The following is a 26,675-nucleotide window of genomic DNA, read 5'->3' as shown; positions in this document are numbered from 1 at the left end:
GAAGAAGGAGAAGTGTAGATGTCAACTTTATTGATTGCAGCAATTAGTTGCATGGTTTTAGCTTTAACGTTTTATACAATTGGAGTATTTGCCGAAAGAAAAAAAGGTTTATTGTTGAACTGGCATGCATTGGTTTTCTGGTGTGGTTTTGTCTTTGATACTGCTGGAACAACGATCATGAGTAAAATTTCTGGTCGTGGTTTTACATTTAATTTGCACAGCGTAACGGGATTAGTTGCGTTACTATTAATGGCTTTTCATGCAATTTGGGCAACAATTATTTTGATTAAAAAAGACGACAAAGCCAAACAGACATTTCATCAATTTAGTTTATTTGTCTGGATTGCATGGCTAGTTCCTTTCGTTCTAGGGATTTTCATTGGCATGAATCAGTAGGAATTTTTGTCTAAAAAGTTTAAAAATAAAAAACAGTTTTAGAGGGTGAGATAAAACAAAATCTCATCCTCTTTTTCATCTCATTCTGAGAGTATAGTCCACATTTTAAGTTAGCAGGCGACAAATAGAACCGTTTTTTGTTATGATTTTATCAAGAATAAATTTCAGGGAGTGAGTGACAATGGCAAGACCGAAGACGAAGACTGATCTGATGTTCCTTGCAGAGGAACAATTTGTTGCGTTGATGGAGTTGGTAAATACGTTGACTGATGAGGAACAGAAGGCACCATTTACCTTTGATGAGGCGTTTTTGACCAAGAAAAAAGAAAAACACTGGCGTCGAGATAAAAATGTCCGAGATGTTTTCATTCATTTATATGAATGGCATCAATTACTTTTAACTTGGGTGAAAGAAAATCAAGCTGGTCAAGAAATTTCATTTCTGCCGTCACCTTATAACTGGCGAACATATGGAGAAATGAATGAAGTATTTGTTGAAAAGCACCAAACTACTTCTCTGGAGCAAGCAAAAAAATTGTTGGAGCAGAGCCATCACGAAGTAATGACTGTAATCAATTCTTTTACAAATGAAGAACTATTTGAAAAAAATCAACTAAGCTGGACGGGGCATTCGACGTTAGGCAGTTATTGTGTATCTTCGACTTCCAGTCACTATGAGTGGGTAATAAAAAAAATCAAGCAACAAATCAAAAGCAAAAAATAAACTTGCTATACAAAGAAACTAAACTGTTTTACTCCATTCATGTTATGAAAAATCGACTAAAGATGTCTAGCTAAAATCAAGTATAGTCACTGACAAAAGGATAACCTGTTAATGAAGTTAGGAGGAAAAGATGATTCAAAACTTAAACAAACTAATCGATTATATCGAAGAAAACTTAACAGGTGAACTTTCATTGACTGAAATTGCTCAACAAATGGGCATTTCTGACTATCATCTAAAGCGAACTTTTTCATTTGTTGCTGGTATGACTTTAACGGAATATGTTAAAAATCGAAGACTGGCATTAGCAAATCAAGACTTGATTTCAGGAAAAAAAGTTACCGAAGTCGCATTTAGCTATGGATATCAGACAGTTGAAGGTTTTTCAAGAGCTTTTCGAGAGTGGAGTGGATACCTACCTTCAGAGATTAGAAAAATAGGAATTCAAAAATCTTTTCCTAAACTTTCATTTTATATTGAAGTAAGAGGAGGAATTTCAATGGAATTCAAAATTGAAAAAAAAGCGCCATTTCGACTAGTAGGTGTGTCGAAGCGTGTACCAATCCAATTTGAGGGAGAAAATCAAAGAATTGTTGAACTGGCACAATCCATTACCGAAAAACAGCGGGAAGAAATGCATCAATTAGGTGACTTATATCCTCACCAAGTAGTAAATGCTTCTTATCATTTTGATGAGGGAAGATTAGCAGAAACAGGAAGCTTAACCCATATGATTGGTTTTTTAACTAGTAAAGAAAATATTTTTAGTGATTTGGAACAGATAACTGTTCCAGAACATACATGGGCTATTTTTCCTAACCGTGGAAAGTTTCCTGAAGTGTTACAAGAAACAATGGCACTGATTTTCTCTGAATGGTTACCTTCATCAGAATACCAATTAGTAGAGGCACCGGAAATTTCTTTTACTAGTTGGACAAAAGATCAAGAAAATTTGGCTAGTGAAATCTGGTTAGCTGTTACTAAAAAAGAAGGAATAACTGATGAAGGTTAAACTGATTTTAGAAAGTCGATAGATTACAAGGACGAGATAATTGTGTTTTGTTCTACGAGGCTGGGAGGAATTTAACTCCCAGCTTTTTTGTGATTGGTGCTAAACGGATGAAAAAGTACATACAAAAGTTTCTTAAGTTTTCCCGCTACGAGTATTTTTACGTTACTTGCGAAAAATAAATTTTTAAATAAAAAAAATATTCTTTTTTGCGTATATAAACTTAAAAAAGGAAAGTGAGGTGGGAAACGATGGAGACAGAATGGCAAAAACGAGAACGAAAATTGAGAAAAAAAGCGGAGATGCTAAGACTGTGCCGACTATTGGATATTGAAGACTGGGATCAAAATCAAGCAATCAGTAGTGAAATCAAAAAAATAGTTAGCGGAGTGACTCGAAAACCAGAAGTTAACAATAAAAATGTCATGAAGACCCAAAAAGAACAAAGAATCAGAGAAATAAAAAAATTAAGCAACGAACTAAGTGTCGCAAGAAGCAATGAGAACAACTAACTAAAATAGTTTACTAGCTACTGTATATATATGTACAGGTACGTGTAGCTGTATGCAGTGTAGTATAGAAAAAACATGATTATCTCAATATTAAGAAAGACAAAAATAAAATAAGCCTGACCAACAAGAATTGATGAACAATTCTTGTTGATTAGGCTTATTTTTAATTATATGCTAATTCTTGTCCTAGTGGTTGTTTTGGAATAGAAATTTCAACCATACCTTCAAGTTCAATAACTGTGATATCTTCTTTACGATAGTCTGCGTCATGGAGTTTCTTCAAGAAGTATTTTTGCACTTCTTGAATTTCATTTTGGCGGATATTTCGCTTATGATTCACTAGCAAAATCTCATTGTGTTCAGGTGCTTCAGTATAGACAACTGTGGTATTTCCCATGCTATAAACTTTGACCATATGTGCGTCAGTATTTTCTAATTGATTTAATACAAGGCGTGAATGGCTATTCGTCACGTTTACTAATTTCATGGCGCTCACCTCTCTTCTTTACGCATAAGTACATAAGTAACAGAATTATTTACCTAATTATAATTTTTTTCTCATAAAATGAACAGTAATTTGCATTGTCTTTTAAAAAAAACTAAGGAGAGAAAGAAAAGCCGAACTTTCTATAAAATTTGTAAAACAAATTGAAGAAAGCACGACTTATCTTTTTGATTCACACTGCGAACAGTTGTTAGTTGTCAATTATTCCACAGCTTCAGATTTTGATTCTTTTGCCAAACGTTCAGGTTTTGATGTAATAACGATTCGGTTTTCTTTATCTAGTTTTGCTTTCAAATCATGGATTGTTGGATGATCTAGATAGAATTCCGCAATCCCGTCTTCAATTTGTTCTTGGATTGTTCGACGAAGTGGACGTGCGCCCATTGATGGATCATATCCTAAATCAACTAATTTTTCTTTGACATTTTCAGGTACTTCAATATGAAGTTGTTGAGGTGCCAACATTTCATTCACGTCATTCAACATTAAAGTAACGATGGACATTAAATCTTCTTTTGACAAAGCACTGAATTCAATGATGCCATCAAAACGGTTCAAGAATTCTGGTGTGAAATAGTTGTTTAATTGATTCAAAACAGAGCGAGTAACGCCTTCTCTCGCTGCACCGAAACCAACATTTGCTTCAACTTTACCTGTACCAGCATTACTTGTCATAATGATGATCGTATCTTTGAAGCTGACTGTCCGACCTTGCGCATCTGTTAAACGACCATCATCCAAAATTTGCAAGAACATGTGCAAGACATCTGGATGTGCCTTTTCAACTTCATCAAGCAAGATTAGGCTATACGGATTACGTCGTACTTTTTCAGTTAATTGACCAGCTTCTTCATAACCAACATAGCCAGGAGGGGAACCAATCAATTTTGACACGCTGTGTTTTTCCATGTATTCAGACATGTCGAAACGAATCATTGAGTCTTCGGAACCAAATAACTCGAAAGCTAATTGTTTAGCAAGTTCTGTTTTCCCGACGCCAGTAGGTCCAACAAATAAGAATGAACCAATTGGGCGATCTTTTTTGCTTAATCCAACGCGGTTACGGCGGATGGCTTTGGCAACGCGTTCTACGGCGTTGTCTTGACCAATTACGTGCGCTTTCAAATCAGTTGCAAGATTTTTAAGCTGTGTTTGTTCTTTTTCTTTCAATTCACCAACAGGAATACCTGTGCGTTGTTCAACAATTTGTTCCATATCTTTTTCTGTGATGACTGGTGTTTCTTCATCGGTGATTTGTTTTTCCTTCATTTTTTGAAGTTTATTGATTTGGTCACGATAATAGGCTGCTTTTTCAAAGTCTTCTTCGTTAGAAGCTTGCGTTTTTTGTGTTTCAGCTTCTTGCAGTTTTTTATCAATCGTTTTTGGATCAACGATTTGGATCGTCAAATTTTTCTTTGAACCAGTTTCATCTAATAAATCAATTGCTTTATCAGGTAAAAAGCGGTCTTGGATGTAACGGTTAGACAGGACAGCTGCAGCTTTGATTGCTTCATCTGTATATTTCACATGATGGTAGTCCTCATAACGTTTTTGTAGACCTTTTAAAATACTAATTGTTTCATCGACAGTTGGCTCATCGACACGGACTGGCTGCATCCGACGTTCAAGAGCAGCATCTTTTTCAATAATTCGGTATTCGTTCAAAGTAGTAGCACCAACCATTTGAAGTTCACCACGAGCTAAAGCTGGTTTTAAGATATTTCCGGCGTCCATGTTTCCATCACCCGCAGCACCTGCACCAACGATTTCATGAACTTCATCAATGAATAAGATTACATTTTCTGCTTGTGTGATTTCTTCAATCAGTTTTTGCATCCGTTCTTCAAACTGACCACGAATCCCAGTTCCTTGAACTAAAGAAACAACATCTAGACGAATGACTTCTTTATCCATCAATTTTTGTGGAACATCGCCATCAACGATTTTTTGTGCCAAACCCTCAACGACTGCTGTTTTACCAACACCAGGTTCACCAATTAAAACAGGATTGTTTTTTGTTCGGCGGTTGAGGATTTCAACCACACGTTTGATTTCTTCATCACGACCGATAACTGGGTCGATATCACCTTGACGAGCTTGTTCAGTGATATTAATGCCATACTCACCAAGCAAACCTTCAGTATTTCCTTGTGGTGGTTGTCCACCGTTAAAGTTATTACCGCCACCGAATTGAGTAGGTGGTGTTTGTTCATAACCATTTCCTTGTTGTTGCATTTGATTAGACATTGAACGGAATAGATCGTCAAGACTACCAAATCCAAATGGATCATTTTGGGCCATATTTGTCAGACCTCCATTTTTTTGATTTTTCATTTTTTGATAACAGCTCTGGCAATAATCTAATTGCGCTCGATGTCCGTTAACTGTTGCGTATAAATGAATCGTTGCTTCATTTTTGCCACAATTTTGACAAAGCATGTGTAGTTCACGTCCTTTCACAAAATGGGTTGCATCTTTATTTTACAACGCATATTTCAAGAGGTAAAAAGAAAACCCTTATCTTTCTTCCATCATTCGTTAGTTGAGAAGGTAAAAAAAGTCTATTGACCATTTCTGACCTTTGAACTTATTATACTAAAAAAAAGAAGAGAATCAACTATTTTAACTCGAATCAATTTTGATTTTAAAATAGCGTAATAAAGGCGCATCTAATAGAAAGAATGTCTTAGACTACATAACAAAGCCTTGTCCTTTTTCTTAAGGAAGAGAGAAGAAAAAAATTCGTGTGATTTGTCCAAAAAAGAAGATAAAATAATAGAAGTTTATTGAAAACGGAATCAACGAATGAATGCGAAAGGATAAATCCAATAACGAAAAGAAAAGGAGTTTAAATAAAATACTTTTCATTGAATTTGAATGAAAACTGTTGTATCTGTCGACAAAAAATGGTAATCTTTACAAATGAAAGGGTAAAGCTTTATTAGAAATCTTCTGGATTGCTAAAAAAGAAAACCCTCACATAAAAACAACACTCACTTAAAGGAGACCGATCAATATGGAAAAGAAAGAATTTCACGTAGTAGCAGAAACTGGGATCCACGCACGTCCAGCTACATTATTAGTACAAACAGCAAGCAAATTTAACTCTGATGTAAACTTAGAGTATAAAGGTAAATCAGTAAACTTGAAATCTATCATGGGCGTTATGTCTTTAGGTGTAGGTCAAGGTTCTGACGTTACAATTACAGCTGAAGGTGCTGACGAAGCAGACGCTATGGCAGCTATCGTAGAAACAATGAAGAAAGAAGGCTTATCTGAATAATGGTTGAAATGCTAAAAGGGATTGCCGCTAGTGACGGTGTAGCCGTTGCAAAAGCTTACCTGCTAGTTCAACCGGATTTATCATTCAGTAAGACAACAGTAGAAGATACAGCTGCTGAAGAAACTCGTTTAGATGCTGCATTATTAAAATCTACTGAAGAATTGCAACAAATTCGTGAAAAAGCAGCGCAAAGCTTAGGTGAAGCAGAAGCGCAAGTATTTGATGCTCATTTGATGGTTCTATCAGACCCAGAAATGATTGGTCAAATCAAGCAAAATATTAAAGATAACAGTGTGAATGCTGAATCAGCTCTTAAAGAAGTAACTGATATGTATATTGGCATGTTTGAAGCTATGGATGACAACGCTTATATGCAAGAACGTGCTGCTGACATTCGTGACGTTGCAAAACGTATTTTAGCGCATCTATTAGGTGTGAACTTGCCAAATCCTTCAATGATTAACGAAGAAGTTGTCGTTGTTGCTCATGATTTGACACCAAGTGACACAGCTCAATTAGATCGTACATTTGTTAAAGCTTTTGTGACTGATATTGGCGGACGCACTTCTCACTCTGCAATTATGGCTCGTTCTTTAGAAATTCCAGCAATCGTTGGAACGAAAGAAATCACTGCTAAAGTAAAAGAAGGTCAAATGTTAGCTGTTAATGGTATCGAAGGTGATGTAATCATCGAACCAACAGAAGAACAAAAGGCTGAATTTATTAAAGCAGGAGAATCTTACGCTGCACAAAAAGCAGAATGGGAAAAATTAAAAAATGCTGAAACAGTTACGGCTGATGGCAAGCATTTTGAATTAGCCGCAAATATTGGAACACCAAAAGATTTAGTTGGTGTTCATAACAACGGCGGAGAAGCTGTTGGTCTTTATCGTACAGAATTTTTATACATGGATTCTCCGGACTTCCCTACAGAAGACGACCAATATAAAGCTTACAAAGCTGTCCTAGAAGGTATGGAAGGTAAACCTGTTGTTGTTCGTACAATGGACATCGGTGGGGACAAAGAATTGCCTTACTTACAATTACCACACGAAATGAACCCATTCTTGGGTTATCGTGCACTACGTATCAGCTTGTCTGAACAAGGTGATGACATGTTCCGCACACAAATGCGTGCATTGTTACGTGCCTCTGTTCATGGTAACTTGCGTATCATGTTCCCAATGGTAGCTACTTTGAAAGAATTCCGTGCAGCAAAAGGAATCTTTGAAGATGAAAAACAAAAATTAATTAATGAAGGCGTGGAAGTATCTGATACAATCCAAGTCGGAATTATGATTGAAATTCCTGCCGCAGCTGTCATTGCTGACAAGTTTGCTAAGGAAGTTGACTTCTTCTCAGTAGGTACAAACGACTTGATCCAATATACTATGGCTGCTGATCGTATGAATGAACGTGTTTCATATCTATATCAACCTTACAATCCATCAATCTTACGTCTAATTAAAAACGTGATTGACGCAGCACATGCTGAAGGCAAATGGGCTGGAATGTGTGGAGAAATGGCTGGGGATCAAACAGCTGTGCCTCTATTAGTTGGTATGGGCTTAGATGAGTTCTCAATGAGCGCAACATCTATTCTTAAAACACGTAGCTTGATGAAACGTTTAGATACAACGAAAATGGCTGAACTTGCAGATCGCGCATTGAAAGATTGCGATACAATGGAAGAAGTCGTTGAACTTGTAAATGAATACGTAAAATAAGCTTGACTATTGAGTGTTAGAAATTTTGCTAGCTTTAGCGAGATTTCTAACACTTTTTTTATTTTCTCGTAACATGTTTAGTTTTTTCAATTGAATCGCTTACTTTTTAAGTTGTTGAAAAATAGGGCTTAAGTTTGAGTGACAGTTTCTTGGCTATGTTATACTATATAGAAGAAGGGGGACGTAAGGTGAAAGTATTATTATATTTTGAAAGTGAAAAAATACTTGCAAAATCTGGGATTGGGCGTGCGCTTGATCATCAAAAGCGTGCTTTGTCAGATGTAGGGATTCCTTATACATTAGATACCAACGACGACTATGATATTTTGCACATTAATACTTATGGTATCAATAGTCATAATATGGTTAACAAAGCGCGAAGAGATGGCAAGAAAGTTGTTTATCATGCACATTCGACAGAAGAAGACTTTCGCAATTCGTTTATTGGCTCTAACCAATTATCTCCTGTCGTCAAAAAATATCTAGTGAGTTTGTATCAAAAGGCAGATTATTTGATTACGCCTACGCCATATTCTAAAAAGTTATTAGAAAGCTACGGAATCGAAGTACCTATTCGTGCAATTTCCAATGGAATTGATTTAGATAAATACCAACCTGATCTTACGAAAGAACAAAGGTTTAGAGAATATTTCAATTTGTCTTCAGATCAAAAAGTAGTGATTTGTGTTGGCTTGTTTTTTGAACGAAAGGGAATCATTGACTTCGTTGAAATTGCTAGAGAAATGCCTGAGTACACATTTGTTTGGTTTGGTCATGTACCGATGTACTCGATCCCTAAAAATATTCGAAAAATCGTTAAAGAAGACCATCCGGAAAATGTCATATTCCCTGGTTACATTCGTGGAGATGTCATTGAGGGTGCTTATTCAGGTGCAGATTTGTTTTTCTTTCCTTCATACGAAGAAACTGAAGGAATCGTTGTTTTAGAGGCGCTAGCAAGTCGACAAAATGTCTTAGTTAGAGATATTCCAGTGTATGAAGGCTGGTTAAAAGATGGCGAAAACTGTTATATGGGACGAACGAATCAAGAATTTATTGAAAAGATCAGACAAATAACTGAAAAAGAGGTTCCAAGTTTGGTGCAAGCTGGTTATCAAACAGCCGAAGAACGTAGCATCGAACGAATTGGGCGAGAACTTCAAGAAGTTTATGAAATGGTGTTAGAGGAACAAGAAACACCTTTAGAGGTAAGAAAAAGTAAATCAATGAAAAGGTAGTTTGGAGGCAAAAAAACATGAAAGTTGGCTTTTTTACCGATACCTATTTTCCGCAAGTTAGCGGGGTTTCTACATCAATAAAGACATTAAAAGATGAACTTGAAAAAAATGGTCATGAAGTCTATATTTTCACTACAACAGATCCGAATGCGGATAAATTAGAAAAAGATGTTATTAGGATGCCAAGTGTTCCGTTTGTTTCTTTCAAAGATCGGCGAATCGTTGTAAGAGGTATGTGGTATGCTTATTTAGTTGCCAAAGAGCTGGAGCTAGATTTGATTCATACACATACCGAATTTGGAGCGGGGATTCTGGGGAAAATGGTAGCCAAGAAATTGAAAATTCCAGTTATTCATACTTACCATACAATGTATGAGGATTATCTTCATTATATTGCAAATGGTAAGGTGATCAGACAGTCACACGTCAAATATTTTTCGCGTATTTTTGCTAACCATACGACAGGAGTGGTTTGTCCAAGTGAACGAGTGATTGACACGTTACGTGGGTATGGTGTAGTTGCACCGTTGCGAGTGATTCCAACGGGGATTGATATCGAGAAGTTTAAGCGATCAGATATTACCACTCAGGAAATCAGCGCCTTACGTACGTCATTAGGAATGACTGATGACCAATTGATGGTGCTTTCGCTTAGTCGGCTCTCGTATGAGAAAAACATTCAAGCAATTATTCAAGGTTTTCCAGAAGTCATTGCATCTTATCCAAATGCGCGCTTAGTGATTGTTGGAAAAGGACCTTATATGGAAGAATTACAAGAGTTAATAGAAGAATTAGACTTACAAGAAGTCGTTCAGTTTACTGGTGAAGTTGATAACAATGCAGTTGCTCTGTATTATAAAGCAGCTGATTATTTTGTCAGCGCGTCCACTTCCGAGACACAAGGGTTAACATATACAGAAGCTATGGCTGCTGGTACACCGTGTGTGGTTGAAGGTAACGCTTATTTAAATCGCCTATTTGATCACGCATCATTAGGAAAAACATTTGAAACAGACCAAGATTTTGCACCAGCACTTATTCAATATATAACAGATGAGATTCCTCGTGATGAAGCAGTTTTAGCTGCGAAGCTTTATGAAATTTCGTCTACTCATTTTGGTGAAGCAATGATTGAATTTTATCAAGACATGATTGTTTATCATGAAGAGGAAACGCGCAGAAAAGAAGAAGAAGCTTCCATCGAGCGAATTAAAATTAAATTAAATTCATTTAAACGATAAATAAAGCAATTTATTCTTAAAAAACCTTGATTCTAGCGTATACTAGAGTCAAGGTTTTTTTTTAGGAGGTTGAAAGATGAAACTCGGATTTATTGGAACAGGAGTAATGGGTAGCTCAATTGTTGAACACTTATTACGAGCAGGATACGAAGTGGTCGTTTATAATCGAACAAAAGCAAAAGCAGATCCTTTAGTTGCTAAGGGAGCTGTTTGGGCAGAGACACCACAACTAGTTGCTAGACAAAGCGAAGTGATTTTTACAATGGTTGGATACCCAACAGACGTTGAAGAAATCTATTATGGGCAAAATGGGATTTTTTCAGCAGATGTTTCGGGGAAAATTGTAGTTGACTTAACAACCAGTACGCCAACTTTGGCAGAAAAAATTGCTCAGACAGCTTCTGAAAAGGGAGCAGCTGCGTTGGATGCGCCAGTTTCTGGTGGCGACTTAGGAGCAAAGAACGCGACATTAACCATTATGGTTGGTGGACAATCAGATGTCTACGAAAAAGTTTTACCAATTTTTAGAGAGTTTGGCTCAACTTTTACATTACATGGTGATGCAGGAAAAGGTCAGCATACAAAAATGGCCAACCAAATCATGATTGCTGGTACAATGACAGGGATGACCGAAATGTTAGCTTACGCACAAAAAAATCAACTTGATTTGAAAAAGGTGATTGAAACGCTTTCTGGTGGTAGTGCAGCAAACTGGTCTTTGAGCAATTATGCGCCACGTATTTTACGCGAAGACTACTCTCCCGGATTTTTTGTTAAACATTTTATCAAAGATTTAAAAATTGCTTTAGATGAAGCTGAAAACCAATCACTTGAACTACCAGCTACAAAACAAGCACTTATCTTGTACGAACAGTTGGCTGGTAAAGGGTTTGAAAATGATGGGACACAAGCGTTGATTAAACTTTGGTGGCCGAATGGAAATGTTCCAGAAAAAAAATCATAAAAAACTGGTTTTTTTCGCGAAAATCAATGCAAGACAGCCATGACTTTGATACAATATAACAGAAATAAGAAAAGGAGGACCTCCTATGACACATTCACAATTAGTCGCAATTATTAAACGACTGGAGGCTATGGTCGAATCAGCAGACAACGAGTTGCAAGTTCGTCGCTTTGAAAAAGAAGGCGTTGAAAAATGTACAGTAACTTATGATAAAGCAACTACTACATTTGAATTAACTGAAACAGATACACACCAACAATACGAGTTTGATAATATTGATATCGTTGCGATGGAAATCTACGACTTAATCCAATAAGTTTTGCTCATTTAGCGTAAGCTTGTAAACAACATAAAAAGACCGAGATGATTATTCGTCTTGGTCTTTTTATGTTGTTCTGTTTGAGTGGCTATTAAGAGACGCTCGTAGGTTATTTATTGTGACTGTTCTTTGCTAAGCTTGCGTTGATAGCTGAGTAAAATTTGAACAGGATCAACTTCAGCTTTTGTTAGCTGTTGTTTTTTTGCTAAAGTATCATTTCCAACAGCAAAATGAAAATTAGGTGGGGTGTTACCAGCTATTTTAGTTGTCGCTACTAATTGACCGTAGCAAATCAAATAATATTTTGTCAATTCTTGATCTGCTGCAACGGGTAAAGACAAAATGAGACGAGGTGTTTGCAAAAAGGTCTTTTGGTTTTGGATTTGCTGGATGAAGTAAGTCATTAACTCAATTTCACTTTGAATACTACTTGCACGTTCGAAATTGAGAAGTTCAATAAAGTGTTCTTGTCGTTGTTTAAGATAAGTTAAAACTTTTTTATTTCGACCTTTTAAAAGACCTTCAATTTCTTTTTTCTTTTGTTGAAAGGAAAACTGAGCGATTGTTGGAAGTTGTGTTCGCAAAGCTAATAAACTAATTTCTTTCAGCCAAGGCATTTGGTAAGTCTCTTCTAAAATACGTAAGATAGTAGGTATTTTTTTGTAGGAACGAAAAGGACCGAAGCTTTGAGCAGTCGGCTCATCTGACAGGATAAAACCAGTATCAGTTAATTGAAGATAATTGTAATTGGTAAAATAGTTCATCTGTCGATTATAGAATGGATGATAGTGTTGAATCAATTCACATTCTAAAAGCAATGCATCTAATTCGGTATCTACCACCACAAAATCAAAATCGACAATTGTATGTACCATTCGTAGCACTTTAGTTGAATGTTGTTTGTTTTGCTGAAAGTAACTACTCACACGATTTTTTAATTGCTTGGCTTTACCAACATAAATCACTGAGCCATGTTTATCTTTCATTAAATAAACCCCGGGAAGAAGAGGCAAATGTTTCACTTTTTCTTTAAGCATAATTACTCCTTTTATCTTTCAATCAAAAAAACTATATCAAATTTGAAAAAAACAAACAAGAAAACTTGTTTTTTTAGAAAACTACTGGACAAAAAAGCTTTGATAATCAAAATATTTTTTTGAAATGAATTTTTAATCTATCTTTGTTAAATATTTGTTTTATCAGCATTTATAAATGAATTTTTTCTTAAAATAAACTGAGAATCGAAAAAAGTTGTTGATTATGGTTGATTTTTGAAAAAAGTTAAGATATAGTTTGAACATCAAAAGATTTGATAATCAAACTAATTAGTGGATGGTGGAACATGGAACCAGATTTGAAAACAGTTAATGATTATCTCGTAAGTGTGTTCAATGATATTTTGACGATCGAAGAGTCTGAGTTGAAAAAATCACAATTCAACGATCTATCAATTACTGAGATGCATACGATCGAGGCAATCGGGATGTATAAGAAAAAAACAACTTCAGAAGTAGCAAAGGAGTTATCGATCACTGTTGGGACCTTGACCACTGCCATCAACAAATTAGTGAAAAAAGGGTATGTTGAGCGTATTCGCAGTGAAGATGATCGGCGTGTGGTGAAACTGGGCTTGACGAAAAAAGGAAAGCTATTGTATCGCGTACATCAACATTTTCATCGAGAAATGGTCAAAAACATTCTGGATGGAATGGGCGACCAAGAACAACATGCTTTGCTAAATGCACTGAAAAACTTGCATGATTTCTTGCGAGAGTATAAGTGAGGAACGTTAATGGAACAATTTGGAACAATTACGGCAACTGCAAGTGTACTTCCTGAAAGAATCGTGACTAACGATGAGCTTTCACAAATGATGGAAACATCAGATGAATGGATTCGTTCACGAACTGGGATTAGAGAAAGACGTTGTGTAACGAATCAAACAACATCAGATCTTTGTTTCCTAGTTGCGCAAAAATTACTAGAAAAGCAAAAAATCCAACCCGAAGAACTGGATTTCATCGTAGTTGCTACGATTTCTCCGGATTATGCAATGCCGTCAGTGGCTGCGCAAGTCCAAGGTCGATTGGGCGCAACCAAAGCAATTGCTTTTGATTTGAGTGCTGCTTGTACTGGTTTTGTGTATGCACTAAGTATTGCTGAAAAACTGATTCGCTGTGGCTCGAAAAAAGGGCTTGTCATTGGTGGAGAAACGTTGTCTAAGTTACTTGACTGGACAGACCGCTCTACAGCTGTTTTATTCGGTGATGGAGCAGGTGGTGTGTTATTAGAAGCTGGCGCAACACAAAAATTATTAGTGGAGCATTTAGCAACGGATGGTACACGAGGTTCTTCGTTAACAGCAGGATATCATGAAAATAAAAGTCCATTTTATTCTGAAAAGTCAGAAGGTTCTTACTATTTGCAAATGGTTGGACGTGATATTTTTGACTTTGCAGTCCGAGATGTCGCGAAAAATCTAAAAGAAATAACGCAAGAAAATTCAGTTGATTATCTACTTTTGCATCAAGCAAATCAACGAATTATTGAAAAAATTGCTCGGAAGGTCAAAATTCCACAAGAGCAGTTTCTAGCAAACATGGATAAATATGGTAATACTTCTGCTGCAAGTATTCCTATTTTATTAGACGAGGCGGTTTCCGCTGGAACGCTTCAATTAGGCAGTAATCAAAAAGTGGTATTTACAGGTTATGGCGGAGGTTTAACATGGGGAAGTATCCTCATGGAGCTATAAACTGATAAATGATAAAAATAAAACTATAAAATTGTAAACAATATCGGAGGAATATATCGTATGGTATTCGAAAAAATTCAAGAAATTATTGCAGAAGAATTAGGTAAAGAAACAGAAGAAATTAAATTAACCACAGATATTCAAGAAGATTTAGAAGCTGATAGCTTGGACTTATTCCAAATCATCAACGAAATCGAAGATGAATTCGATGTGAAAATTGAAACAGAAGATGGCATTAAAACTGTACAAGATTTAGTTACTTACGTTGAAAAACAAACTGCATAATCATGTAATAAGGTTGGGGGCTGGGACATTTCCGATGTGAAATGTCTTAGCCTTTTTGAATAAATGGATACTTAGTCGTCTATCCTAAATTATTGGAGAATATAATGAAAACAGCATTTTTATTTAGTGGGCAAGGCGCTCAATACCAAGGCATGGGTCAAGATTTATACCATGAACCCGTAGTAAAACAAACATTTGATGAAGCAAGCCAAATTCTTGGTTATGACATGGCAGAATTGTGTTTTACTGAAAATCAGCAACTAGATCAGACCACTTACACACAACCGGCGATTTTAACGGTAAGTGTTGCCTATCATCGCTTATTACAAGAACAAGGAATTACTCCGGACGCAGCATTAGGGCTTAGCTTAGGAGAATATTCAGCATTGGTTGCAAGCGAAGCGCTATCGTTTGCAGAAGCAGTAGCATTAGTGGCTAAACGCGGTGCTTATATGACTGAGGCTGCGCCAACCGGAAGTGGCAAAATGGTCGCTGTGATGAATACGCCGATTGAATTGATTGAAGCTTGTTGTCAGGAAGCAAGTCAGTTTGGCATTGTTTCACCTGCAAATTACAATACACCACAGCAAATCGTTATTGGTGGGGAAGTGACAGCTGTTGACGCGGCGATGACTTTGTTACAAGAACAAGGCGCCAAACGAATGATTCCATTAAATGTTAGTGGACCATTTCATACAGCCATCCTAGCGCCAGCAGCGCAAAAGCTAGCGAAGGAATTAAAAACAATCTCATTTAACGAACCAAGGATCCCAGTGATTAGCAATACAACCACTGAGGTTATGACAAAAGAAGCAATTCCAAACTTATTAGAGCGTCAAGTGATGTCTCCTGTTCGTTTTTATGAAAGTATTGAAAAATTAAAATCATTGGGAATTGACCAAATGATTGAAGTCGGACCAGGGAAAGTCTTGAGTGGTTTCATGAAAAAAATCGATAAAACGATTCCTGTTTACCGTGTTGAGAATCAACAAACATTTGAAGAAACTTATCAACGATTATCGGGGAGGTAATTATGGACGTTAGAGGAAAAAACGTTTTTGTCACAGGAAGTACGAGAGGTATCGGGGAAGCAATTGCAATTGCGTTTGCTAAAGCGGGTGCCAATGTTGTCTTAAATGGTCGCAGCGCGATTTCTTCAGAAAAATTGGCTGAAATTTCAGCTTTAGGTGTTACCTGCATTGGGGTATCTGGTGATATCGCAGATTTTACTAAAGCAGGTGAAATGATCAAGGAAGCGCAAGAGCAGCTAGGTTCTGTTGATATTTTAGTCAATAACGCTGGAATCACAAATGACAAATTATTACTTCGGATGGACGCTGAAGACTTCAAAAAATGTTTGGATATCAATTTGACTGGTACATTCAACATGACCCAACATGTTCTAAAACAAATGATGAAAAAACGTGAAGGTGCAATCATCAATTTGGCAAGTGTTTCTGGTTTAATCGGGAATGTCGGACAAGCAAACTATGCAGCCAGTAAAGCCGGAGTTGTTGGCTTAACCAAATCAGTTGCTAGAGAAGTAGCGACGCGTGGAATTACATGTAACGCCATTGCGCCGGGCTTTATTGCAACAGACATGACGGATGTTCTATCAGAAAAAGTAAAAGAACAAGTCACAAAACAAATTCCATTGCAGCGCTTTGGTAACGTGGAAGATATTGCCAAGACTGCAGTTTTCTTAGCAGAAAATGCGTACATCACAGGTCAAGTGATTAATGTTGATGGCGGTTTGGTCATGCACGGATAATAGAAAGGAAGATGATTGATGAATCGAGTAGTAATTACAGGCTATGGTGTTACTTCGCCAATCGGAAACGATGGAGATAGCTTTTTAGATAGTTTAAAAAACGGAACGAACGGAATTGCACCAATTACGAAATTTGATGCAACTGAAACAGGGATTACGCTAGCTGGTGAAGTAAAAGATTTCCCTTATGATAAATATTTTATTAAAAAAGATAGCAAACGTATGGATATGTTTTCAATTTATGGAATCTATGCTGCTCTTGAAGCAATTGAAATGAGTGGATTAGAAAAAGAAAAAATTGATCAAGATCGTTTCGGTGTTATCGTTGGTTCAGGAATTGGTGGTTTACCAACAATTGAGAATCAAGTAATTCGCTTGCATGAAAAAGGCGCTAAACGAGTATCACCAATGTTTGTTCCTATGTCGATTGCCAACATGGCTGCTGGGAATATTGCTTTACGAGTAGGTGCTAAAGGCATTTGTACATCAATCGTTACAGCTTGTGCTAGTGGAACGAACTCCATTGGTGAAGCTTACCGTAACATTAAACATGGTTATTCAGATGTTATCCTAGCTGGCGGAACAGAAGCAACGATTTGTGAAATGGGAATCGCAGGTTTTGCTGCGTTGACAGCTTTATCAACTGCTACAGATCCAGACCGTGGTTCTATTCCATTCGATGAAGAACGTAATGGTTTTGTTATGGGAGAAGGCGCTGGAATCTTAGTGATCGAGTCCTTAGAACATGCAAAAGCACGCGGTGCGAAAATCTATGGTGAAATCGTAGGTTATGGATCAAATTGTGATGCATATCATATGACAGCACCAACGCCAGACGGATCAGGGGCTTCAAAAGCAATGAAATTGGCGATGGACGAAGCAGGCATCCAACCAGAAGAAGTGGGCTATATTAATGCGCATGGAACAAGCACACCTGCAAATGACCAAGCAGAAGCAAAAGCAATTCAGCTAGCACTTGGTGAAAACTTCCGAGACACTTATGTTAGCAGTACAAAATCAATGACAGGACATTTACTAGGTGCTGCTGGGGGAATCGAGGCTTTAGCAACATTATTAGCGTTAGAGCACCAATTTGTACCACCAACTATCAACGTAGTAAATCAAGATCCAGAAATTGATTTAACAGTCGTAAAAAATGAGAGCAAACCTGCTGAACTTACTTATGCCATGAGTAACTCACTAGGCTTTGGCGGACACAATGCGGTCCTTTGCATGAAACGCTGGGAGGAATAAGCTTGAACATCAGTGAAATTAAAGAACTAGTAACGCAATTCGATCAATCTTCTTTGACTGAATTTGATTTACGTGAAGGTCAATTTGAACTTTATATGAATAAAAACAATACCAGTCGTGGAGCAGTAACAGCACCTCAAATGATGGAAGCACCTGCAGTTCAACCTGTATCAGCGAAACCAGAAATCAAAGCAGATGAACCTGTTAAAGAACAGACTGTAGTAGCAGACACAAAGCAAGAAATTGAAGGCATTGAAGTAAAATCACCAATTGTTGGTGTTGTGTACTTGCAACCTTCACCGGATAAACCAGCTTACAAAAAAGTTGGTGACCAAGTAGCAAAAGGTGAAATCATCTGCATTATTGAAGCAATGAAGCTAATGAATGAGATCACCAGTGACTTTGACGGAGAAATTGTTGAAATTCTGGTTGAAAATGAAGAAGTTGTTGAATTTGGTCAACCACTCGTTAAAATTCAGCCAAAATAAGAAAGAGGTAGAAGATGAATATTCAAGAAATCAAAGAAATCATTCCACATCGTTACCCAATGCTGCTGATTGATCGAGTGGAAGAAATGGTTGCAGGTGAAAGTGTTATCGCTAAGAAAAATGTCACAATCAATGAACCCTTTTTTCAAGGTCATTTTCCAGAAGAACCGGTTATGCCCGGTGTGCTGATTGTTGAAGCAATGGCACAAGCTGGAGCCGTTGCCTTATTGTCTTTAGAACAATTTAAAGGAAAGACAGCTTATTTTGGCGGATTGGATAAAGCAAAATTCCGTCGCAAAGTGACACCAGGAGATACTTTGTATTTGGAAGTTGAAATTATCAAAGTAAAATCTTCCGCTGGAATCGGGAAGGGTGTCGCAAAAGTGGATGGCAAAAAAGTTGCCGAAGCTGAATTAACCTTTATGATTGGATAGGTGAAATATGTTTTCAAAAGTTTTGATAGCTAACCGCGGTGAAATTGCCGTGCGGATTATTCGTGCCTGTCGTGAATTAGGTATTCAAACAGTTGCTGTATATTCAGAAGCAGATGCTGATGCATTGCATACTCAATTAGCAGATGAAGCGATCTGTATTGGACCAGCTAAAGCTGTTGATTCTTATTTGAATGTGCAACAAGTTTTAAGTGCGGCAATTGTTACCAAGGCAGAAGCGATTCACCCAGGTTTTGGTTTTTTATCTGAAAATAGTCGTTTTGCATCAATGTGTGAAGAATGCAATATTGTTTTTATTGGACCTAAAAGTGAAACCATTGATGCGATGGGGAATAAAATCAATGCCCGCCGCTTGATGCAAGAAGCCAAAGTTCCGGTAATTCCGGGAAGTGAAGGTGTACTTTCGACTGTGGAAGAAGCTTTGTCAGTTGCAGATAAGATTGGCTACCCAGTTATGTTAAAAGCTGCTGCGGGTGGTGGTGGTAAAGGAATTCGAAAAGTAATGACCAAAGAAGAACTACCACAACACTTTGCTTCAGCGCAACAAGAAGCTGCTGCAGCGTTTGGAAATGACGAAATGTATTTGGAGAAAATTATTTATCCAGCAAGACATATTGAAGTTCAAATATTGGGCGATCATTATGGAAATGTCATTCATTTAGGTGAGCGTGATTGTTCGTTGCAAAGAAATAATCAAAAAGTTCTTGAAGAATCACCATCGGTTGTGATTTCTGCTGCAAAACGTGCAGATTTAGGCGCTGCGGCTGTTCGTGCAGCGAAAGCTGTAAATTACGAGAATGCTGGAACCATTGAATTTCTAATGGATGAATCTGGTGCCTTTTACTTTATGGAAATGAATACGCGAATTCAAGTGGAACATCCTGTAACAGAAATGGTAACAGGTGTTGACTTAGTGAAAAAACAAATTGAAATTGCAGCGGGTGAACCATTGGGCTTAGAACAAAATGACATCAAGTTTCAAGGCCATGCGATTGAATGTCGAATCAATGCAGAAAACCCAGCTTTTCATTTTGCTCCATCACCCGGAACCATTGAAAACTTATTACTTCCCGCTGGGGGCATGGGTTTACGTGTTGATAGCGCAGTTTATTCAGGCTATAAAATACCGCCATATTATGATTCAATGATTGCCAAAGTCATCGTTCATGGTGATACGCGTTTTGAAGCGTTGATGAAAATGCAACGTGCCTTGAGCGAAATCGTGACAGACGGTGTTGTGACAAATGCCGAATTTCAAATGGACTTGATTAGTCACCCAGCAGTGATTGCTGGTGATTATACAACGGCATTTTTACAAGAAGAATTTTTACCAAATTGGACACCTGAAACGGAGATTGGAGGCGAGTAGATGGCTCTGTTTAAAAAGAAAAAATATATTCGCATTAACCCAAATCGAGGAGCTCAACCTACAAGTCCACCAACTGTTCCTGACAATATGTGGGCAAAATGTCCGAATTGTAAACATATCATTTATACGAAAGATATTGGTGAAGAACGCGTTTGTCCCAATTGTGGTTACACGTTTCGTATCAGTGCTTGGCAACGATTAGCGTTAACGATTGATGAAAAAAGTTTTGAAGAGTGGGATACCGAATTAACGACAGAAGATCCTTTGAATTTCCCAGGGTACCAAGAAAAAATTGAAGTGATACAAGAAAAAACTGGTTTGCATGAAGCAGTTTTGACTGGTAAAGCAACAATCAATGATATTCCTTTAGCGATTGGTGTTATGGATTCAAATTTTATTATGGGAAGCATGGGGACGATTGTTGGTGAAAAAATAACTAGATTATTTGAACGAGCATTAACTGCTAAATTACCTGTGGTCTTGTTCACTGCCTCTGGTGGTGCCAGAATGCAAGAAGGCATTTTTTCTTTAATGCAAATGGCGAAAATTTCCGCGGCGGTGAAACGTCACAGCAACGCAGGGCTTTTTTACTTAACCGTTTTGACTGACCCTACAACTGGTGGTGTAACCGCCAGTTTTGCGATGGAAGGTGACGTGATTTTAGCTGAGCCGCAAAGTTTGATTGGTTTTGCTGGACGTCGGGTAATCGAACAAACGATTAAGCAAGAATTACCAGAAGACTTTCAAAAGGCAGAATTTTTGTTAGCTCATGGTTTTGTTGATCAGATTGTTCCGCGAACAGAATTGAAGAAAACGATTCATCATTTGCTCGAATTGCATACACAGAAAGGTTGGTTGGATCATGAATAAAACTGCTCATGAGGTTGTTCAACTGGCTAGAGCAAAAGAACGTTGGACGAGTTTAGATTTTTTTGAAGAAATTTTTGATGGGTTTCAGGAGTTTCATGGGGATCGTTTATTTGGTGACGACGAAGCAATCGTTGGTGGTGTTGCTAGCTTAGCTGGTAAACCAGTCACGGTGATTGGAATCCAAAAAGGTCGAGATCTACAGGAAAATATCCAACGAAACTTTGGTTCACCGCATCCGGAAGGGTATCGTAAAGCATTGCGATTGATGAAACAGGCAGAAAAATTTAAACGCCCAGTCATCACGTTGATCAATACTGCTGGGGCTTATTGTGGTGTGGGAGCGGAAGAACGCGGCGAAGGAGAAGCAATTGCTAAGAATCTTTTAGAAATGTCTGATCTAAACGTGCCAATTTTAGCAATCATCATTGGCGAAGGCGGCAGCGGTGGTGCACTTGCACTTGGCGTTGCAGATGAAGTTTGGATGCTTGAACAAACAATTTATGCGATTCTTTCGCCAGAAGGTTTTGCATCTATTTTATGGAAAGATGGTAGCCGAGCGGCGGAAGCGGCGGAGCTGATGAAAATTACCGCGCCTGAATTACATGAGCTAGGGATTGTGGACAAGGTGATTCCAGAAACTTTTAATGGGGAACCAATTCCCTGGGCTAAAATAGCATACATGATGAAAAAATCAATGATTGAAAAATTAACTGAATTATCGCAAACGGATGTAACATCTTTACTTGAAAAGCGTTATGAAAGATTCCGTAAGTATTAAGCGATTTGATGATGAGAGGTCGGGATAAATCCCGACCTTTTTTTGTATTGAAAAAACAAAACAGCTTGCGTCTCTTTCGTTCGATTGGATTTTACAACGGCTTGGAATCGTTTGATATGTGGGTGAATGGGAATGATTTTTTAGTTGGAAAAGAAGAAAAACGCACAATAAATGAAATTTGCGCATATTTTTTCAAAAAACACTCTTGAAATGAATAAAAAATCTGATATTATGTATAATAACTCATTAAGTTTATGTTGGGTGTATAAATATTAGAGGAGAGTAACGATGAAGAAAATAATTTGGCTTACGATGGTTTCAATGGTGGTTCTTTTAGGGGCGTGTAGCTCTGGTGGAAAAGAAACAAGTAACGATTCAAAAAAAGAGGGGATTCAAAGCATCCAGGATTCTGGAAAATTAGTAGTGGGAACTTCTGCAGATTTTGCTCCGTTTGAATTTCATACGATGATTGATGGGAAAGACCAGATTGTTGGCGTGGATATTGATTTGGCGAATGAAATTGCAAAAGAACTAGGTGTCAAAGTCGAAGTGATGGATATGGAATTCAACGCAGTGTTAGCAGCCTTACAACAAGGAAAAGTCAATTTAGCAATTTCTGGTATTTCGGCAACAGAAGAGCGTCAGCAAACATTTGATTTCTCAGATAATTATTTTGCTCCACCACAAAAAATGGTCATCAACAAAGAAAACGCAAATGAATTAACCAGTCTCAAAAGTTTTGCAAAGAAAAAAGTAGGAGCGCAAAAAGGATCAGTTCAAGAAGACGTTGTAAAAGAACAAGTTCCAGATGCACAATTAGTTTCTGTAGCTAAAGTGCCTAATTTGATTATTGAGTTAAAGCAAGGATCAATTGATGGATTAGTTTTAGAAGAAACCGTTGCAAACTCTTATATTGAAAATAATCCAGAGTTAATGTTAGCAGATGTTGACTTAGTCTCAAGCGATGAAGAAGCCTACGCAATTGCGTTACCAAAAGGCGAAGAAGATTTACAAAAGAAAGTCAATCAAGTCATCAAAGAATTACAAAGCTCAGGAAAAATGGATGAATTCATCAAAAAAAATACAGAGCTAGCTAAAAAAGCAGAAGAATAAAGGAGTTTGATTACGTGAATTTTTCATTTCTATCGGTATACTATCCCTATTTCCTGTCGGGTGCATTAATTACATTAATTATTTCCGTTATCACGATTGTTTTTGGAACAATAATTGGCGTCATTATGGCACTGTTGAAACTTTCAAAAATTCGACCATTACGGTGGTTTGCCAATGCTTATATTGAAGTCTTACGTGGGACACCGATGCTAATCCAAATTTTGATCGGTTTTGGCTTGTTACAAGGCGTGGTTCATGCGCCTACATTAACTCTGGGTGTATTAGATGTTGACTTTAGCCGGCTGATACCGGGGATGATTGTTTTATCAATGAATTCAGGTGCCTATGTCGCTGAAATCGTCCGTGGTGGAATCATGGCTGTCAATTTTGGTCAAGAAGAGGCGGCTAGCTCGTTGGGACTCAGACCAATGCAGACGATGCGATATGTGATTTTACCGCAAGCATTAAGAAATATCTTACCTCCAATGGGTAATGAATTTATCACGTTGATCAAGGATTCTTCCCTACTTTCAACGATTGGGATCTATGAGTTATTAAATAGTGCACAAATCGTTATCTCGAATTCGTATCTCCCTTTAGAGCCCCTCTATGTAGCTGCAATTATTTATTTTGTTCTAACATTTTTGATGTCGAGATTGCTACATGTTTGGGAAATAAAATTAGGTAAAGGATACCGATGAAAGGAAGGCTGTCAATGGAAGCACTTATTCAAGTGAATCACTTAACCAAAACGTTTGGACAAAAAGAAATTTTAAAAGGCATCACATTAGAGATTACTCAAGGAGAGGTCATGGTAGTGATTGGCCCGTCTGGCTCTGGGAAAAGTACATTTTTACGTTGCTTGAATTTGCTAGAAGAGCCGACCAGTGGGACGATCCTATTTGATGGTCAAGAAATCACCAACAAAAAAACAGATATTTATGAAATGAGAGAACAAATGGGCATGGTTTTTCAACAGTTCAATTTATTTCCAAATCTAACTGTTTTAGAAAATATTTTGTTGGCACCGACGAAAGTAAAAAAGATCAGTCGCGCAGAAGCAGAAGAAAAAGCGTTAGTATTACTTGATAAAGTTGGCTTGGTAACAAAAGCAGATGAATATCCTCAATCATTGTCAGGTGGACAACAACAAAGAATCGCAATTGCTAGAGCTCTTGCAATGGAACCCAAAGTCATGTTATTTGATGAACCAACGTCTGCGTTAGATCCAGAAATGGTCGGAGAAGTTCTATCTGTTATGCAGGAGTTAGCAAAAGAAGGTATGACAATGGTAATTGTGACCCATGAAATGGGTTTTGCGCGAGAAGTTGGTGATCGTGTTTTATTCATGGATGATGGAAAGATAATTGAAGAAGGAGCGCCAAAAGAACTTTTTGAAGAAACGAAGAAAGAACGAACACGACAGTTTCTGGAAAAAGTTTTATAAAAGAAAAACGATTGCCAAAGTGGTGATCGTTTTTCTTTTTGCAAAAGAGCAAGACAAAAGAAAGTAAATAAACAATTGTGAACGGATACAAAAATGTGTGGGATGGATTGAATGGTAAAGGTAGTTTTTTTTTAGATTATGCAGTATAATTAGGGGCTGAGGAGTACCTGGTGTGCTCCTTCATTTTTTGCAAATGAGGAGACAAGATGTTTTCAAATTATAAACCAACATGGATGGTAGAAGCCATCTATCAAATTACCCCTGCACAGTTGAAAAATTTAGGCATCAAAGCCGTGTTAACTGATTTGGATAACACTTTGATTGCTTGGAATAACCCAGATGGAACAGAAGAATTGTTAAATTGGATTTTAGAAATGAAAAATGCTGGTATTCCTGTTGTAGTTGTTTCGAATAATAACTCGAAGAGAATTGAGCGAGCAATCGAAAAATTTGATTTACTTTATATTGCTCGTGCGATGAAACCATTTGCTGTGGGAATCAATCAAGCAAAGAAAAAGTTGAACCTTGCTGATGAAGAACTTGTAATGATTGGCGATCAAATCATGACGGATATTCGTGGTGCAAATCGCGCAGGAATCCGAAGTATTTTGGTGAAACCAATTATTGAGACGGATAGCTGGAAAACACAAATTAATCGTTTTTTTGAAAAAAGAATCATGGCCCATTTATTAGTAAATAATCCTGATATGGGCTGGCGAGGTGGAATTGAATGAGTGAAGAATTACACTGTATCGGGTGCGGCTCGATTATTCAAACAGATAGACCAGGAGAACTAGGGTATACACCGCAATCTGCCTTAGAAAAAGGTTTAGAATCAGGTGAGGTCTATTGCCAACGCTGTTTCAGACTACGTCATTACAATGAGATCCAAGATGTTTCTTTAACAGATGATGATTTTTTACGTTTGTTAAATGAATTAGGTCAAAAAGACGCGTTGATTGTTAATGTTGTCGATATCTTTGATTTCAACGGTTCATTGATTCCGGGACTACATCGTTTTGTCGGTGATAATCCGGTATTATTAGTAGGTAATAAAGTCGATATCTTACCGAAATCACTGAAGAAACCTAAAATGATCCAATGGATGACTGAACGTGCGCATGAAGCAGGGCTAAGACCTGTCGAAGTGTTATTAACAAGTGCTAAAAAAGCACATGAAATGGAAGATCTACTAGCTAAAATCGAAGAATATCGCGAAGGTAGAGATGTCTATGTCGTTGGTGTAACGAATGTCGGTAAATCAACATTGATTAACCAGATCATTAAGAATACTGCGGGTGTTCAAGATGTGATTACTACCTCACAATTTCCCGGAACGACTTTAGATAAAATTGAAATTCCTTTAGATGATGGTCAAGCTTTAATTGACACACCGGGAATTATTCATCGTCATCAAATGGCACATTACTTAGGTAAAAAAGATTTGCGGATCATTGCACCAACAAAAGAAATTAAACCAAAAGTTTATCAATTGAATGACGGTCAAACGCTTTTCTTAGGCGGATTGGCTCGCTTTGATTTTGTAAGTGGTGAACGTGGCTCATTTATTGCTTATGTTTCAAATGATGTGAATATCCATCGAACAAAACTCGAAAAAGCAGATGAATTTTACGCAAAACATGTGGGTGGACTTTTACAGCCACCACGTCCTGACGAGGTAGAAGAGTTCCCTGAATTAGTTCGCTTTGAATTTTCAGTGAAAGAAAAAACAGATATTGTTTTTGCCGGTCTTGGATGGATCACTGTAGCACAGCCAGCAGTTGTTGCTGGGTGGGCGCCTAAGGGTGTTGATGTAATCAAGCGTAAAGCTTTAATTTAAGGAAGAAGGACGAAAATGGAATTAAGAGGAAAACAAAAACGTTTTTTACGTAGTCAAGCACATCACCTACAACCTATTTTTCAAATTGGAAAAGGTGGAATCAACTCAGCAATGCTTGTTCAAATCAATGAAGCATTAGAAAAACGTGAGTTGATCAAAGTTACTTTGCTACAAAATACAGATGAAATCGCGGAAGATGTTGCACGAATTTTAGAAGAAGAAGTTCAATGTGAGATTGTTCAAATCATTGGACGTGTATTGGTATTATATAAACCATCAAGTAAAGAAAAATACCAACGCATTTCACGAGAAGTAAAAGCAATCTAAGGAGTGGT

At 37.4% G+C, this 26,675-nt stretch carries 30 protein-coding genes; 27 read left to right on the top strand and 3 right to left on the bottom strand.

The annotated features are described in order from the left end of the window. Positions 1–18 precede the first annotated feature (18 nt). The 4 genes from IGJ93_RS08440 to IGJ93_RS08425 all read left to right on the top strand — a co-directional run bounded on the left by IGJ93_RS08440 (position 19) and on the right by IGJ93_RS08425 (position 2,641). Positions 19–396 (top strand): HsmA family protein, encoded by a 378-nt coding sequence (locus IGJ93_RS08440; protein ID WP_067480822.1) that lies wholly within the window; start codon positions 19–21, stop codon positions 394–396. A gap of 181 nt (positions 397–577) precedes the next feature. Beyond that, positions 578–1,120 (top strand): ClbS/DfsB family four-helix bundle protein, encoded by a 543-nt coding sequence (locus IGJ93_RS08435; RefSeq protein ID WP_071868239.1) that lies wholly within the window; start codon positions 578–580, stop codon positions 1,118–1,120. 130 nt (positions 1,121–1,250) lie between these two features. After that, positions 1,251–2,132 (top strand): AraC family transcriptional regulator, encoded by an 882-nt coding sequence (locus IGJ93_RS08430; RefSeq protein WP_071868240.1) that lies wholly within the window; start codon positions 1,251–1,253, stop codon positions 2,130–2,132. Positions 2,133–2,380: 248 nt separating this feature from the next. Continuing rightward, complete coding sequence (locus tag IGJ93_RS08425) at positions 2,381–2,641, top strand: hypothetical protein (RefSeq protein WP_067480831.1); 261 nt, start codon at positions 2,381–2,383, stop codon at positions 2,639–2,641. Positions 2,642–2,804: 163 nt separating this feature from the next. Here the strand turns inward: IGJ93_RS08425 and IGJ93_RS08420 are convergent, their stop codons facing one another. Both IGJ93_RS08420 and IGJ93_RS08415 read right to left on the bottom strand, forming a co-directional pair. Beyond that, on the bottom strand, positions 2,805–3,128 hold the full coding sequence (locus IGJ93_RS08420; RefSeq protein ID WP_067480834.1) for a DUF1827 family protein: 324 nt from the start codon (positions 3,126–3,128) through the stop codon (positions 2,805–2,807). 219 nt (positions 3,129–3,347) lie between these two features. Continuing rightward, entirely contained in the window at positions 3,348–5,585 is a 2,238-nt protein-coding gene (locus IGJ93_RS08415; protein ID WP_067480837.1) for an ATP-dependent Clp protease ATP-binding subunit, read from the bottom strand. A gap of 577 nt (positions 5,586–6,162) precedes the next feature. Between IGJ93_RS08415 and IGJ93_RS08410 the strand changes: the two genes are divergently transcribed. The 6 genes from IGJ93_RS08410 (at position 6,163) to IGJ93_RS08385 (ending at position 11,915) form a co-directional block, all read left to right on the top strand. Continuing rightward, entirely contained in the window at positions 6,163–6,429 is a 267-nt protein-coding gene (locus IGJ93_RS08410; protein ID WP_002287602.1) for a phosphocarrier protein HPr, read from the top strand. Then, positions 6,429–8,156, top strand: coding sequence for a phosphoenolpyruvate--protein phosphotransferase (gene ptsP / locus IGJ93_RS08405; RefSeq protein ID WP_067480840.1), 1,728 nt, complete (start codon positions 6,429–6,431; stop codon positions 8,154–8,156). Before IGJ93_RS08410 ends, ptsP begins: the two co-directional genes overlap by 1 nt. 188 nt (positions 8,157–8,344) lie before the next feature. After that, complete coding sequence (locus tag IGJ93_RS08400) at positions 8,345–9,394, top strand: glycosyltransferase (protein ID WP_285700574.1); 1,050 nt, start codon at positions 8,345–8,347, stop codon at positions 9,392–9,394. 17 nt (positions 9,395–9,411) lie between these two features. Continuing rightward, complete coding sequence (locus tag IGJ93_RS08395; RefSeq protein WP_075491335.1) at positions 9,412–10,635, top strand: glycosyltransferase family 4 protein; 1,224 nt, start codon at positions 9,412–9,414, stop codon at positions 10,633–10,635. A gap of 76 nt (positions 10,636–10,711) precedes the next feature. Continuing rightward, a complete protein-coding gene (locus IGJ93_RS08390) occupies positions 10,712–11,599 on the top strand; it encodes an NAD(P)-dependent oxidoreductase (protein WP_075491336.1) in 888 nt (295 codons plus the stop codon). Positions 11,600–11,684: 85 nt separating this feature from the next. Beyond that, positions 11,685–11,915, top strand: coding sequence for a YkuJ family protein (locus IGJ93_RS08385; protein ID WP_067480849.1), 231 nt, complete (start codon positions 11,685–11,687; stop codon positions 11,913–11,915). A gap of 116 nt (positions 11,916–12,031) precedes the next feature. Here the strand turns inward: IGJ93_RS08385 and IGJ93_RS08380 are convergent, their stop codons facing one another. Continuing rightward, complete coding sequence (locus tag IGJ93_RS08380) at positions 12,032–12,955, bottom strand: GIY-YIG nuclease family protein (protein WP_285700572.1); 924 nt, start codon at positions 12,953–12,955, stop codon at positions 12,032–12,034. 305 nt (positions 12,956–13,260) lie between these two features. Here IGJ93_RS08380 and fabT point away from each other — a divergent pair, with 305 nt between their 5' ends. The 17 genes from fabT (at position 13,261) to yhbY (ending at position 26,667) form a co-directional block, all read left to right on the top strand. After that, positions 13,261–13,701: a fatty acid biosynthesis transcriptional regulator FabT gene (gene fabT, locus IGJ93_RS08375; protein ID WP_067480856.1), complete on the top strand. Its 441-nt coding sequence runs from the start codon at positions 13,261–13,263 to the stop codon at positions 13,699–13,701. Positions 13,702–13,710: 9 nt separating this feature from the next. Next, positions 13,711–14,673: a beta-ketoacyl-ACP synthase III gene (locus IGJ93_RS08370; protein WP_067480860.1), complete on the top strand. Its 963-nt coding sequence runs from the start codon at positions 13,711–13,713 to the stop codon at positions 14,671–14,673. 60 nt (positions 14,674–14,733) lie between these two features. Then, positions 14,734–14,958: an acyl carrier protein gene (locus tag IGJ93_RS08365; protein ID WP_002287614.1), complete on the top strand. Its 225-nt coding sequence runs from the start codon at positions 14,734–14,736 to the stop codon at positions 14,956–14,958. A 104-nt stretch (positions 14,959–15,062) separates the two neighbouring features. Next, positions 15,063–15,989 carry an ACP S-malonyltransferase gene (gene fabD / locus IGJ93_RS08360; RefSeq protein ID WP_071868243.1) on the top strand — a complete coding sequence of 309 codons (927 nt, stop codon included), beginning with the start codon at positions 15,063–15,065 and terminating at the stop codon, positions 15,987–15,989. 2 nt (positions 15,990–15,991) lie between these two features. Next, positions 15,992–16,729 carry a 3-oxoacyl-[acyl-carrier-protein] reductase gene (fabG, locus tag IGJ93_RS08355; protein ID WP_067480868.1) on the top strand — a complete coding sequence of 246 codons (738 nt, stop codon included), beginning with the start codon at positions 15,992–15,994 and terminating at the stop codon, positions 16,727–16,729. A gap of 18 nt (positions 16,730–16,747) precedes the next feature. Next, complete coding sequence (gene fabF, locus IGJ93_RS08350) at positions 16,748–17,983, top strand: beta-ketoacyl-ACP synthase II (RefSeq protein ID WP_067480871.1); 1,236 nt, start codon at positions 16,748–16,750, stop codon at positions 17,981–17,983. 2 nt (positions 17,984–17,985) lie between these two features. Beyond that, on the top strand, positions 17,986–18,471 hold the full coding sequence (gene accB, locus IGJ93_RS08345) for an acetyl-CoA carboxylase biotin carboxyl carrier protein (protein WP_071868244.1): 486 nt from the start codon (positions 17,986–17,988) through the stop codon (positions 18,469–18,471). Between the two features lie 14 nt (positions 18,472–18,485). Next, positions 18,486–18,905 carry a 3-hydroxyacyl-ACP dehydratase FabZ gene (fabZ, locus tag IGJ93_RS08340; RefSeq protein WP_067480877.1) on the top strand — a complete coding sequence of 140 codons (420 nt, stop codon included), beginning with the start codon at positions 18,486–18,488 and terminating at the stop codon, positions 18,903–18,905. Between the two features lie 7 nt (positions 18,906–18,912). Further along, positions 18,913–20,292 carry an acetyl-CoA carboxylase biotin carboxylase subunit gene (locus tag IGJ93_RS08335; RefSeq protein WP_067480880.1) on the top strand — a complete coding sequence of 460 codons (1,380 nt, stop codon included), beginning with the start codon at positions 18,913–18,915 and terminating at the stop codon, positions 20,290–20,292. After that, positions 20,293–21,162, top strand: a complete 870-nt coding sequence (gene accD, locus IGJ93_RS08330; RefSeq protein WP_071868245.1) for an acetyl-CoA carboxylase, carboxyltransferase subunit beta — start codon at positions 20,293–20,295, stop codon at positions 21,160–21,162. Then, positions 21,155–21,940 carry an acetyl-CoA carboxylase carboxyl transferase subunit alpha gene (locus tag IGJ93_RS08325; protein WP_270346093.1) on the top strand — a complete coding sequence of 262 codons (786 nt, stop codon included), beginning with the start codon at positions 21,155–21,157 and terminating at the stop codon, positions 21,938–21,940. Before accD ends, IGJ93_RS08325 begins: the two co-directional genes overlap by 8 nt. Positions 21,941–22,228: 288 nt before the next feature. Further along, positions 22,229–23,053, top strand: coding sequence for a transporter substrate-binding domain-containing protein (locus IGJ93_RS08320; RefSeq protein WP_067480889.1), 825 nt, complete (start codon positions 22,229–22,231; stop codon positions 23,051–23,053). Positions 23,054–23,067: 14 nt separating this feature from the next. Beyond that, complete coding sequence (locus tag IGJ93_RS08315) at positions 23,068–23,754, top strand: amino acid ABC transporter permease (RefSeq protein WP_067480892.1); 687 nt, start codon at positions 23,068–23,070, stop codon at positions 23,752–23,754. Between the two features lie 14 nt (positions 23,755–23,768). After that, positions 23,769–24,500 carry an amino acid ABC transporter ATP-binding protein gene (locus tag IGJ93_RS08310; RefSeq protein ID WP_067480895.1) on the top strand — a complete coding sequence of 244 codons (732 nt, stop codon included), beginning with the start codon at positions 23,769–23,771 and terminating at the stop codon, positions 24,498–24,500. A 206-nt stretch (positions 24,501–24,706) separates the two neighbouring features. After that, a complete protein-coding gene (locus IGJ93_RS08305; RefSeq protein WP_067480898.1) occupies positions 24,707–25,234 on the top strand; it encodes a YqeG family HAD IIIA-type phosphatase in 528 nt (175 codons plus the stop codon). Then, a complete protein-coding gene (gene yqeH / locus IGJ93_RS08300; protein WP_075491339.1) occupies positions 25,231–26,340 on the top strand; it encodes a ribosome biogenesis GTPase YqeH in 1,110 nt (369 codons plus the stop codon). Before IGJ93_RS08305 ends, yqeH begins: the two co-directional genes overlap by 4 nt. Before the next feature lie 15 nt (positions 26,341–26,355). Further along, the gene (gene yhbY, locus IGJ93_RS08295; protein WP_067480904.1) at positions 26,356–26,667 is read left to right on the top strand and encodes a ribosome assembly RNA-binding protein YhbY; all 312 of its coding nucleotides are present in this window, start codon (positions 26,356–26,358) and stop codon (positions 26,665–26,667) included. Positions 26,668–26,675: the final 8 nt, after the last annotated feature.

Origin of the sequence: Enterococcus sp. DIV0174 (assembly GCF_050529065.1) — a bacterium.
GTDB lineage: Bacteria > Bacillota > Bacilli > Lactobacillales > Enterococcaceae > Enterococcus_B > Enterococcus_B thailandicus.
Note: the sequence above shows the minus strand (reverse complement) of the source record. Positions and strands in the feature narration are given on the sequence as shown.

Excerpts from the sequence above, each read along its gene's own strand:
- IGJ93_RS08420 (WP_067480834.1), bottom strand. The coding sequence starts at position 3,128 with ATGAAATTAGTAAACGTGACGAATAGCCATTCACGCCTTGTATTAAAT.
- IGJ93_RS08430 (WP_071868240.1), top strand. The coding sequence starts at position 1,251 with ATGATTCAAAACTTAAACAAACTAATCGATTATATCGAAGAAAACTTA.
- IGJ93_RS08425 (WP_067480831.1), top strand. The coding sequence starts at position 2,381 with ATGGAGACAGAATGGCAAAAACGAGAACGAAAATTGAGAAAAAAAGCG.
- IGJ93_RS08410 (WP_002287602.1), top strand. The coding sequence starts at position 6,163 with ATGGAAAAGAAAGAATTTCACGTAGTAGCAGAAACTGGGATCCACGCA.
- fabF (WP_067480871.1), top strand. The coding sequence starts at position 16,748 with ATGAATCGAGTAGTAATTACAGGCTATGGTGTTACTTCGCCAATCGGA.
- IGJ93_RS08395 (WP_075491335.1), top strand. The coding sequence starts at position 9,412 with ATGAAAGTTGGCTTTTTTACCGATACCTATTTTCCGCAAGTTAGCGGG.
- IGJ93_RS08440 (WP_067480822.1), top strand. The coding sequence starts at position 19 with ATGTCAACTTTATTGATTGCAGCAATTAGTTGCATGGTTTTAGCTTTA.
- fabG (WP_067480868.1), top strand. The coding sequence starts at position 15,992 with ATGGACGTTAGAGGAAAAAACGTTTTTGTCACAGGAAGTACGAGAGGT.
- IGJ93_RS08305 (WP_067480898.1), top strand. The coding sequence starts at position 24,707 with ATGTTTTCAAATTATAAACCAACATGGATGGTAGAAGCCATCTATCAA.
- IGJ93_RS08310 (WP_067480895.1), top strand. The coding sequence starts at position 23,769 with ATGGAAGCACTTATTCAAGTGAATCACTTAACCAAAACGTTTGGACAA.
- IGJ93_RS08320 (WP_067480889.1), top strand. The coding sequence starts at position 22,229 with ATGAAGAAAATAATTTGGCTTACGATGGTTTCAATGGTGGTTCTTTTA.
- IGJ93_RS08385 (WP_067480849.1), top strand. The coding sequence starts at position 11,685 with ATGACACATTCACAATTAGTCGCAATTATTAAACGACTGGAGGCTATG.
- IGJ93_RS08370 (WP_067480860.1), top strand. The coding sequence starts at position 13,711 with ATGGAACAATTTGGAACAATTACGGCAACTGCAAGTGTACTTCCTGAA.
- ptsP (WP_067480840.1), top strand. The coding sequence starts at position 6,429 with ATGGTTGAAATGCTAAAAGGGATTGCCGCTAGTGACGGTGTAGCCGTT.
- fabT (WP_067480856.1), top strand. The coding sequence starts at position 13,261 with ATGGAACCAGATTTGAAAACAGTTAATGATTATCTCGTAAGTGTGTTC.
- yhbY (WP_067480904.1), top strand. The coding sequence starts at position 26,356 with ATGGAATTAAGAGGAAAACAAAAACGTTTTTTACGTAGTCAAGCACAT.
- fabZ (WP_067480877.1), top strand. The coding sequence starts at position 18,486 with ATGAATATTCAAGAAATCAAAGAAATCATTCCACATCGTTACCCAATG.
- IGJ93_RS08435 (WP_071868239.1), top strand. The coding sequence starts at position 578 with ATGGCAAGACCGAAGACGAAGACTGATCTGATGTTCCTTGCAGAGGAA.
- IGJ93_RS08335 (WP_067480880.1), top strand. The coding sequence starts at position 18,913 with ATGTTTTCAAAAGTTTTGATAGCTAACCGCGGTGAAATTGCCGTGCGG.
- yqeH (WP_075491339.1), top strand. The coding sequence starts at position 25,231 with ATGAGTGAAGAATTACACTGTATCGGGTGCGGCTCGATTATTCAAACA.
- IGJ93_RS08415 (WP_067480837.1), bottom strand. The coding sequence starts at position 5,585 with ATGCTTTGTCAAAATTGTGGCAAAAATGAAGCAACGATTCATTTATAC.
- IGJ93_RS08325 (WP_270346093.1), top strand. The coding sequence starts at position 21,155 with ATGAATAAAACTGCTCATGAGGTTGTTCAACTGGCTAGAGCAAAAGAA.
- IGJ93_RS08390 (WP_075491336.1), top strand. The coding sequence starts at position 10,712 with ATGAAACTCGGATTTATTGGAACAGGAGTAATGGGTAGCTCAATTGTT.
- fabD (WP_071868243.1), top strand. The coding sequence starts at position 15,063 with ATGAAAACAGCATTTTTATTTAGTGGGCAAGGCGCTCAATACCAAGGC.
- IGJ93_RS08365 (WP_002287614.1), top strand. The coding sequence starts at position 14,734 with ATGGTATTCGAAAAAATTCAAGAAATTATTGCAGAAGAATTAGGTAAA.
- accD (WP_071868245.1), top strand. The coding sequence starts at position 20,293 with ATGGCTCTGTTTAAAAAGAAAAAATATATTCGCATTAACCCAAATCGA.
- IGJ93_RS08380 (WP_285700572.1), bottom strand. The coding sequence starts at position 12,955 with ATGCTTAAAGAAAAAGTGAAACATTTGCCTCTTCTTCCCGGGGTTTAT.